Source organism: Streptomyces sp. (assembly GCF_050698815.1).
Lineage (GTDB): Bacteria > Actinomycetota > Actinomycetes > Streptomycetales > Streptomycetaceae > Streptomyces.
Genome location: NZ_JBOHCV010000321.1, coordinates 1 through 8,465, shown reverse-complemented (window position 1 = coordinate 8,465; position 8,465 = coordinate 1). Strand labels below are relative to the sequence as shown.

Annotated in this window: 10 protein-coding genes; 9 read left to right on the top strand and 1 reads right to left on the bottom strand. The window is 72.0% G+C overall.

The window, feature by feature from the left end:
* The 9 genes from ACRDP3_RS11765 to ACRDP3_RS11725 all read left to right on the top strand — a co-directional run.
* Positions 1 to 833 (top strand): Rossmann-like and DUF2520 domain-containing protein (locus ACRDP3_RS11765; protein ID WP_431516836.1); only part of this gene is annotated, 833 nt, incomplete at its 5' end.
* Positions 830 to 1,777 carry a pantoate--beta-alanine ligase gene (panC, locus tag ACRDP3_RS11760; RefSeq protein ID WP_431516835.1) on the top strand — a complete coding sequence of 316 codons (948 nt, stop codon included), beginning with the start codon at positions 830 to 832 and terminating at the stop codon, positions 1,775 to 1,777. The genes ACRDP3_RS11765 and panC, both read left to right, overlap by 4 nt.
* A complete protein-coding gene (locus ACRDP3_RS11755; RefSeq protein ID WP_431516834.1) occupies positions 1,774 to 3,600 on the top strand; it encodes an L-aspartate oxidase in 1,827 nt (608 codons plus the stop codon). Before panC ends, ACRDP3_RS11755 begins: the two co-directional genes overlap by 4 nt.
* Before the next feature lie 29 nt (positions 3,601 to 3,629).
* Entirely contained in the window at positions 3,630 to 4,784 is a 1,155-nt protein-coding gene (gene nadC, locus ACRDP3_RS11750) for a carboxylating nicotinate-nucleotide diphosphorylase (protein WP_431516837.1), read from the top strand.
* Entirely contained in the window at positions 4,784 to 5,581 is a 798-nt protein-coding gene (locus ACRDP3_RS11745) for a type III pantothenate kinase (protein WP_431516833.1), read from the top strand. The genes nadC and ACRDP3_RS11745 overlap by 1 nt, the downstream gene beginning before the upstream one ends.
* 76 nt (positions 5,582 to 5,657) lie before the next feature.
* A complete protein-coding gene (locus tag ACRDP3_RS11740; protein ID WP_431516832.1) occupies positions 5,658 to 5,828 on the top strand; it encodes a hypothetical protein in 171 nt (56 codons plus the stop codon).
* 42 nt (positions 5,829 to 5,870) lie between these two features.
* A complete protein-coding gene (locus ACRDP3_RS11735) occupies positions 5,871 to 6,278 on the top strand; it encodes a BlaI/MecI/CopY family transcriptional regulator (protein WP_431516831.1) in 408 nt (135 codons plus the stop codon).
* Positions 6,279 to 6,446: 168 nt separating this feature from the next.
* Positions 6,447 to 6,974 (top strand): amino-acid N-acetyltransferase, encoded by a 528-nt coding sequence (locus ACRDP3_RS11730; RefSeq protein ID WP_431516830.1) that lies wholly within the window; start codon positions 6,447 to 6,449, stop codon positions 6,972 to 6,974.
* Positions 6,975 to 7,166: 192 nt separating this feature from the next.
* Entirely contained in the window at positions 7,167 to 7,496 is a 330-nt protein-coding gene (locus ACRDP3_RS11725) for a histone-like nucleoid-structuring protein Lsr2 (RefSeq protein ID WP_431516829.1), read from the top strand.
* Here ACRDP3_RS11725 and ACRDP3_RS11720 read toward each other — a convergent pair.
* Complete coding sequence (locus tag ACRDP3_RS11720; protein WP_431516828.1) at positions 7,475 to 7,888, bottom strand: hypothetical protein; 414 nt, start codon at positions 7,886 to 7,888, stop codon at positions 7,475 to 7,477. The genes ACRDP3_RS11725 and ACRDP3_RS11720 overlap by 22 nt on opposite strands.
* Positions 7,889 to 8,465 lie beyond the last annotated feature (577 nt).

Below are 8,465 nucleotides of genomic sequence, written 5' to 3'. Positions count from 1 at the left end.
CCGCGCTGGCGGCCGCGCTGCGGCTCGCCGGGCACCGTCCGGTCGCCGCGTCCGGCGTCTCCGAGAACTCCCGCCGCCGGGCGGCCGAGCTGCTCCCCGGGGTGCCGCTCGTCGACCCCGCCGAGGTGCTCGCCCGCGCCGACCTCGTCCTGCTCACGGTGCCCGATGACGCGCTGCCCGAGCTGGTCACGGGCCTGGCCGGGACCGGGGCCGTACGGCAGGGCCAGCTGATCGCCCACACCTCCGGCCGGTACGGCACCGCGGTACTCGAACCCGCCCTGCGCGCGGGCGGGTTGCCGCTCGCCCTGCACCCGGTGATGACGTTCACCGGCACCCCGGTCGACGTACAGCGGCTGGCCGGCTGCTCCTTCGGCGTCACCGCCCCCGACGAGCTGCGGCTCGCCGCCGAGGCCCTCGTCATCGAGATGGGCGGGGAGCCCGAGTGGATCGCGGAGGAGGCCCGCCCGCTCTATCACGCCGCCCTCGCCATCGGCGCCAACCACCTGGTCACCCTCGTCGCCCAGGCCATGGACCTGCTGCGTTCCGCCGGCGTCGAGGCGCCCGACCGGATGCTCGGACCACTGCTCGGCGCCGCCCTCGACAACACCCTGCGCTCCGGTGACGCCGCCCTCACCGGCCCCGTCGCTCGCGGCGACGCGGGTACGGTCGCCGCGCACGTCACCGAACTCGGCGCGCACGACCCGCGGATGGTGGCGAGCTACCTCGCCATGGCCCGTGCCACGGCGGACCGCGCCCTCGCGCACGGCCTGCTCAAACCCGAACTCGCCGAGGACCTGCTGGACGTCCTCTCCGAAGGGGGGCGTGGCAAGTGACCGGTACCGCAGTGGACACGGCGACCCCGCGTCTCGTCCGTACGGCCGCCGAACTGCGCGCCACCGCGGACGTACCGCGGCAGCGCGCCACCGTGATGACCATGGGCGCCCTGCACGCGGGGCACGCGGCCCTCATCAGCGCCGCTCGCGAACGGCTCGGCCCGCGCGGCCAGGTGGTCGTCACCGTCTTCGTCAACCCGCTGCAATTCGGCCCCTCCGAAGACCTCGACCGCTACCCGCGCACCCTCGACGCCGATCTGCTCGTCGCGCGGGAGGCGGGCGCGGACGTGGTCTTCGCCCCCTCCGTCGACGAGGTCTATCCCGGGGGAGAGCCCCAAGTGCGCGTCGCCGCCGGGCCGATGGGCGAGCGGTTCGAAGGGGCGTACCGGCCGGGTCACTTCGACGGGGTACTCACCGTCGTGGCCAAACTCCTCCACCTCACCGCGCCCGACCTCGCCTGCTTCGGACAGAAGGACGCCCAGCAACTCGCCCTGATCCGGCGGATGGTGCGGGACCTCAACTTCCCGGTGGAGATCGCGGGCGTCCCGACCGTCCGGGAGCCCGACGGCCTCGCCCTCTCCAGCCGCAACCGTTTCCTCTCCCCGGCGGACCGCGAGTCCGCGCTCGCGCTCTCCCGCGGCCTGTTCGCCGCGCAGGGCGCGGTGGCGGACGGCGCCGATGCCGCGCTGGCCGCGGCCGACGACGTCCTGGCCGCCGCCACCCGCCTCGACCCGCCCCTGATCGTGGACTATCTGGCCCTCGTCGATCCCGCCGACTTCACGGAACTCACCGGGTCCGCCGGGTCCGCCGGGTCCGCCGGGTCCGCCGGCTCCGCCGTGAGTCCGGGGCCCATTGAGGCCGTGCTCGCCGTCGCGGCCCGGGTCGGCGGCACCCGCCTCATCGACAACCTCCCCCTCCACCTCCCCTCCGGAGCGCCCCGATGACGGACCTCGGCCCCGCGGGCATACCCGTTGACGGCCCAGCGGTCGACGGCCCAGCGGTTGACGGCACGGCGCCGCTCCGCGCCCCCGCGCCCGGCTGGACGATCGACGCCGACGTCGCGGTCGTCGGCTCCGGCGTCGCCGGGCTGACCGCCGCGCTCCGATGTGCCGCCGCGGGCCTGCGTACGGTCGTCGTCACCAAGGCCCGCCTGGACGACGGTTCCACCCGCTGGGCGCAGGGCGGCATCGCCGCCGCCCTCGGTGAGGGGGACACCCCCGGGCAGCACCTCGAGGACACCCTGGTCGCGGGCGCGGGCCTGTGTGACGAGGAGGCCGTACGCACGCTGGTGACCGAGGGGCCCGCCGCCGTACGCCGTCTCATCGCCACCGGCGCCCGCTTCGACACCGACGCCGCGACCGGCCTGGTCGAGCTGACCCGGGAGGGCGGCCACCACCGGCGCCGCATCGCGCACGCGGGCGGCGACGCCACGGGCGCGGAGATCTCCCGTGCCCTGGTCGAGGCGGTGCACGACCGGCGTACCAGCGTGCGCACAGTCGAGAACGCCCTCGTCCTGGACCTGCTCAGGACCGCGGACGGCGCCACTGCCGGCGTCACGCTGCACGTCATGGGCGAGGGCCAGCACGACGGCGTCGGAGCGGTGCACGCGCCCGCCGTCGTGCTCGCGACGGGCGGCATGGGCCAGATCTACTCGGCCACGACCAACCCGGCCGTCTCCACCGGCGACGGCGTCGCCCTCGCGCTGCGCGCCGGTGCGGAGGTCAGCGATCTGGAGTTCGTGCAGTTCCATCCGACGGTGCTCTATCTCGGCGCCGGCGCCGAGGGACAGCAGCCGCTGATCTCGGAGGCGGTACGCGGCGAGGGCGCCCATCTCGTGGACGGCGAGGGGGTCCGCTTCATGCTCGGGCAGCACGAGCTCGCCGAGCTGGCCCCTCGTGACATCGTCGCCAAGGCGATCATGCGGCGGGCAGCCGAGCAGGGGGCGGCACCGGGGACCGAGCACATGTTCCTCGACGCCCGCCACTTCGGCGCCGCCATGTGGGAGACCCGTTTCCCCACCATCCTCGCCGCCTGCCGCGGCCACGGCATCGATCCCGTCAACGGGCTCGTCCCGGTGGCACCGGCGGCGCACTACGCCAGCGGCGGCGTCCGCACCGACTTGCACGGCCGTACGACCGTGCCCGGGCTCTACGCCTGCGGTGAGGTCGCCTGCACCGGCGTGCACGGCGCGAACCGGCTGGCCTCCAACAGCCTGCTGGAGGGCCTGGTCTTCGCGGAGCGCATCGCGGACCACATCGCCGACCGCATGGCCGACAACTTGGAGCGGACAGGAAACGCGCCGCCGCCCACCGCCCGGCCGGGACCCACCCGGGCCGGGTCGGTGACCCCGCTGCTGCCGCCCGAGGCGCGGTCCGCCATCCAGCGGGTCATGACCGGCGGTGCCGGAGTGCTCCGCTCCGCGACGAGCCTGGCCGCCGCCGCGGACCGGCTGGACGCGCTCCCCGGCGATACCGCGCACAAGCCCGCCGAGCCCGGCGTGGAGACCTGGGAGACGGCGAACCTGCACCTCGTCGCCCGCGTCCTGGTCGCCGCCGCGCTCCGCCGCGAGGAGACGCGCGGCTGCCACTGGCGCGAGGACCACCCCGACCGCGACGATGCCGCCTGGCGCCGCCACCTCATCGTGGGGGCCGCCGGGCCGAGCGGGACGGCCCGTAGTCTCGACGTCCGTACGACGGGCGCGACCGCTTTCCCGCCGACCCGGCCGAACCGGTCCCCGCAGCCTCACAACCCGACGGAGCAACCGTGACCAGCCCCTTCCCGGACGCCCCGGACGCCATGGACGCCCCCGGCTCCACGAACCCCGCGGGGGACCGGCGCGCGCGGCCGGTCGACGTGCCGCTGCTCCAGATCGGCGGCCCCGCCGCCATGGCGCCGGATTCCGGCGGTGGCTGTGGTGACGCGTGCGGCTGCGGCAGTGGCGGCGAGGACGACGGCGAGGAGTACGGACTGGATCCCCTCGACTGCGGCCTCGACCCCGACCTGGCCCAGCTGCTCGTGGACGCCGGCCTCGACCCCGTACAGGTCGAGGACGTCGCACACCTCGCCATCGAGGAGGACCTCGACCAGGGCGTCGACGTCACGACCGTCGCCACCGTTCCCGAGGACGCCGTCGCGACCGGCGACTTCACCGCCCGCGAGGAGGGGACCGTCGCGGGGCTGCGGATCGCCGAAGCCGTCCTCTCCGTCGTGTGCACGGACGAGTTCGCCGTCGAGCGGCACGTCGAGGACGGCGACCGCGTCGTCCCCGGGCAGCGGCTGCTCACCGTCCGCACCCGTACCCGCGACCTGCTCACCGCCGAGCGCAGCGCCCTGAACCTGCTCTGCCGCCTCTCCGGCATCGCCACGGCCACCCGCCGCTGGTCCGACGCGCTCGCCTCCGCGGCCGCCTCCGCCGGTACGGCCGCCGGCGGCGAAACCCGCGTGCGCGACACCCGCAAGACCACTCCCGGCCTCCGCGCTCTCGAGAAGTACGCGGTGCGCTGCGGCGGCGGCGTCAACCACCGCTTCTCCCTCTCCGACGCGGCGCTCATCAAGGACAACCACGTCATCGCCGCGGGCGGCGTCGCCGAGGCGTTCAGACTCGTCCGTACGGATTTCCCCGGCGTGCCCATCGAGGTGGAGGTCGACCGGCTCGACCAGATCGAACCGGTGCTCGCCGAGGGCGCAGACCTGATCCTGCTGGACAACTTCACCCCGGCCCGTACCGCGGAGGCCGTACGGCTCGTCGCGGGCCGCGCCCGGCTGGAGTCCTCCGGCCGCCTCACCCTGGAGAACGCCGCCGACTACGCCGCGACCGGCGTGGACTACCTCGCCGTCGGCGGCCTCACCCACTCCTCGCCGATCCTCGACGTCGGGCTCGACCTGCGGACGGCCGAGGACGGCGAGCCCGAGGGCGAGACCCGCGAGCCGCGCGAAGAGGTGGATGTCTGATGCTGCTGACCATCGACGTCGGGAACACCCACACGGTGCTCGGTCTCTTCGACGGCGCCGACATCGTCGAGCACTGGCGCATCTCCACCGAGGCGCGCCGTACCGCCGACGAGCTGGCCGTACTGCTGCACGGCCTGATGGGCATGCACCCCCTGCTCGGCGAGGAGCTCGGCGACAACATCGAGGGCATCGCCATCTGCTCGACCGTCCCCTCCGTGCTGCACGAGCTGCGCGAGGTGACTCGCCGCTACTACGGGGACATCCCCGCCGTCCTTGTGGAGCCCGGAGTGAAAACGGGCGTACCGATCCTCGTGGACAACCCCAAGGAGGTCGGCGCCGACCGCATCATCAACGCCCTGGCCGCCGTCGAGCTGTACGGCGGACCGTGCGTGGTCGTCGACTTCGGCACGGCCACCACCTTCGACGCGGTCTCGGCGCGCGGCGAGTACGTCGGCGGCGTCATCGCCCCCGGCATCGAGATCTCCGTCGACGCACTGGGCGTACGGGGCGCACAGCTCCGCAAGATCGAACTGGCCCGGCCGCGCAGCGTCATCGGCAAGAACACCGTCGAGGCCATGCAGTCCGGCATCCTCTACGGCTTCGCGGGACAGGTGGACGGCGTCGTCGAGCGGATCGCACGGGAACTCGCCGACGACGTCGACGACGTGACCGTCATCGCCACCGGCGGCCTCGCGCCCATGGTGCTCGGCGAGGCGTCCGCCATCGACGAGCACGAGCCGTGGCTGACCCTGATCGGCCTCCGCCTCGTCTACGAGCGCAACGTCAGCCGCAGCTGAGACGGGCGTCCCGGGCGCCCGGGACCATGCGGGCTGCCGTACGCTGGCAGCCTGCTCACCGAGGAGGCCGACAGCCATGGACTACGTCGCGGCGCTGACCCCGCCGATCGTGATGGCGGTGGCGTTCACCGCGCTCATCGTGACGATCGTGAAGAGCCAGGGTGGCGCGAACAAGGCCAAGGAGGACGCGGCGGTGGACGCGGCGTTCGCCGCCGCCGAGGGTGCGCGGCAGAAGAAAGCCCGCTGAGCGGCCTCCCGGCATTCGGACATCTCCGACTATTATTCACCGATGCCTCGGCCATTGGGAGAGTTGGAAGACGTCGTGATGACGCGGGTATGGCAGTGGAACCGCGCCGTCACCGTGCGAGAAGTCCTGGAAGATCTACGGGGGGAACGGGCCATCGCCTACACCACGGTGATGACCGTAATGGACAACCTCCATCAGAAGGGCTGGCTGCGCCGCGAACAACAAGGCCGCGCCTATCGATATGAGGCGGTCTCGACCCGTGCCGCCTACTCGGCCGCACTGATGAACGAAGCCTGGTCTTCCAGCGACAACGCGGCCGCCGCGCTCGTCGAGTTCTTCGGCCGTTTGACGGTGGAACAGTGCGACGCACTGCGGGACGCGCTGCGCGTCGTACAAGTGAACGGGGTGCACGTCGACACGTCGCGTGGAGACCCGGGAGAGTCCCCGTAGCGCCCACTCCGCCCAATGGCCCGGAGCCGGCACGGCAGAGCGCCAGAAGGGCGCCGGAAGGCCGCAGGAGGGGCGACTGAGGGGTTGCCGGAGGAGCGCTGGAAGGGTGCCGCAAGGGATCCCCGCCCCGGAGAGCGGCGCGCCGGCGGCGGGCGATAGCGTCCGTTCATGGCGACAGCACCCTCAGCCGTATCAGAAGTAACCGTTCGCCGGGCACGGACCTCGGATGTACGCGCGGTGCGTCGGCTCATCGATGCCTACTCCCGCGACCGCATCCTTCTCGACAAAGCCACGGTCACTCTTTACGAGGACATCCAGGAGTTCTGGGTCGCGGAACGGGACCACGACGCCGAGGTGGTCGCATGTGGCGCACTCCACGTGATGTGGGAGGACCTCGCCGAGGTCAGGACGCTCGCGGTGGATCCGGCTCTGAAGGGCACCGGCGTGGGGCATCAGCTGCTGGAGAAGTTGGTACGCACCGCGCGCTGGCTCGGCGTGCGGCGCATTTTCTGCCTCACCTTCGAAGTGGACTTCTTCACCAAGCACGGCTTCACCGAGATCGGCGAGACACCGGTCGACGGCGACGTCTACAGCGAACTGCTGCGCTCCTTTGACGAGGGCGTGGCGGAGTTCCTCGGTCTCGAACGGGTGAAGCCGAACACCTTGGGCAACAGCCGCATGCTCCTGCATCTCTGAGTGACCGGACGATGACCCACTCGCATCGACTCGGCTACCGGCCGGGTGTGGCGCTTTGTCCGAAAGATCCCACCAATCCCACTGGTTCGGGGAACAAACTCAACCGAGGGTTTGTGTTTCTCCGCGAAAAGCGGTTTGCTTTCGTCGGCAGTATCAGTAATCGAAGTTATCGATGACGATTGGGAGTATCCGGTGGCGCAGAAGGTACAGGTTCTTCTTCTCGACGACCTCGACGGTGGCGAGGCGGACGAGACGGTCACGTTCGCACTGGATGGGAAGACCTACGAGATCGACCTCACCACCTCGAATGCGGACAACCTCCGTACGGTGCTGGAGCCCTATGTGAAGGGCGGGCGCCGTACCGGCGGCCGTTCCGCTCGTGGAAAGGGCCGCGCTGCGGCCGGCGGCGGTCAGGACACCGCGAAGATCCGCGCCTGGGCGAAGGAAGAGGGTTACGACGTCAACGACCGTGGCCGCGTTCCCGCCAATATCCGTGAGGCCTACGAGAAGGCCAACGGCTGAGCGGCGCGCGGCATACGCGCGGTACGGCGCAGCCGTGCGCGGTGGCATTCCGTCGCCGCCGCACTCACCAGCCGTACGAGATCCACGCGATCCGCTTCACGGCCCCGCTCGGGAGGTCGCAGCCACAGGGCGGCCTCCCGAGGGCTGTAAGGGGTCTGGCACGCCAGCCCCAGCTCGATGTCGCCCCACTCCAGCCACTCCAGCAGTCCCGGCAGCTCCGCCGCGCTGCCCGCCGGGACGAGCAGCTGGACGCACCGGCTCTCCCGCTCGTACGCGACCGGCCCGGTCCGCAGGCCCCGCCGCCGCAGCAGCGCCAGGCCGGCGTCCGCCGCCAGCACCAGTGCGTCGTGGCCGTGCCCACCGCCGTCGCGGGGCGTGATGGCGAAGCTCATGCCCGGAGCAACTGACGAAACCCCCATGGGTTACGCAGGGTTGACAAAACGCCACGACCTGGTGTCAGGCTGTGTTCGCGCGTGCGCGTTCCGTGCCGCGGCGCGCCGCGCTGCCCCGCTCGAGGCTGTTCGCCCTCAGCGGATGCGCCCGGCTGTCTCCGGCATGCCCCGCATGGACTGTCAGTACGAGCGGGTAAGAAGGCTCTAGGTCTGTTCAGCTCTGTCCAGCGTGTTCGGGGTGGACAAGCCTGGTGGAACGGGGGTGCGAAGGCGGGATGTCAGCGAGTGGCGGGGGCTTTGGCCAAGGGCCGTTCGCCGTCGGCGTAGGGAATCCGGGTGGATACGCCTGGCCTGCGGGAACATCGTCTCGCACCATCGGGTTGGAACTGGTGTCGACTGCTCGGACAGCAGGCCAGGCTGCCTCCGACGGGAGTGAGGCGGGCCGACGGCGCAGCCGGACCGGTGTCGGCAGTTGGAATGAGCGGTCCCCGCTTGCGGGACTAAGCTGCGGAAGGACAGAGAGGGGAGCGTCCCCTTACTGCCTGACCGCTCTGAGGAGCGATTAACGATGTTCGAG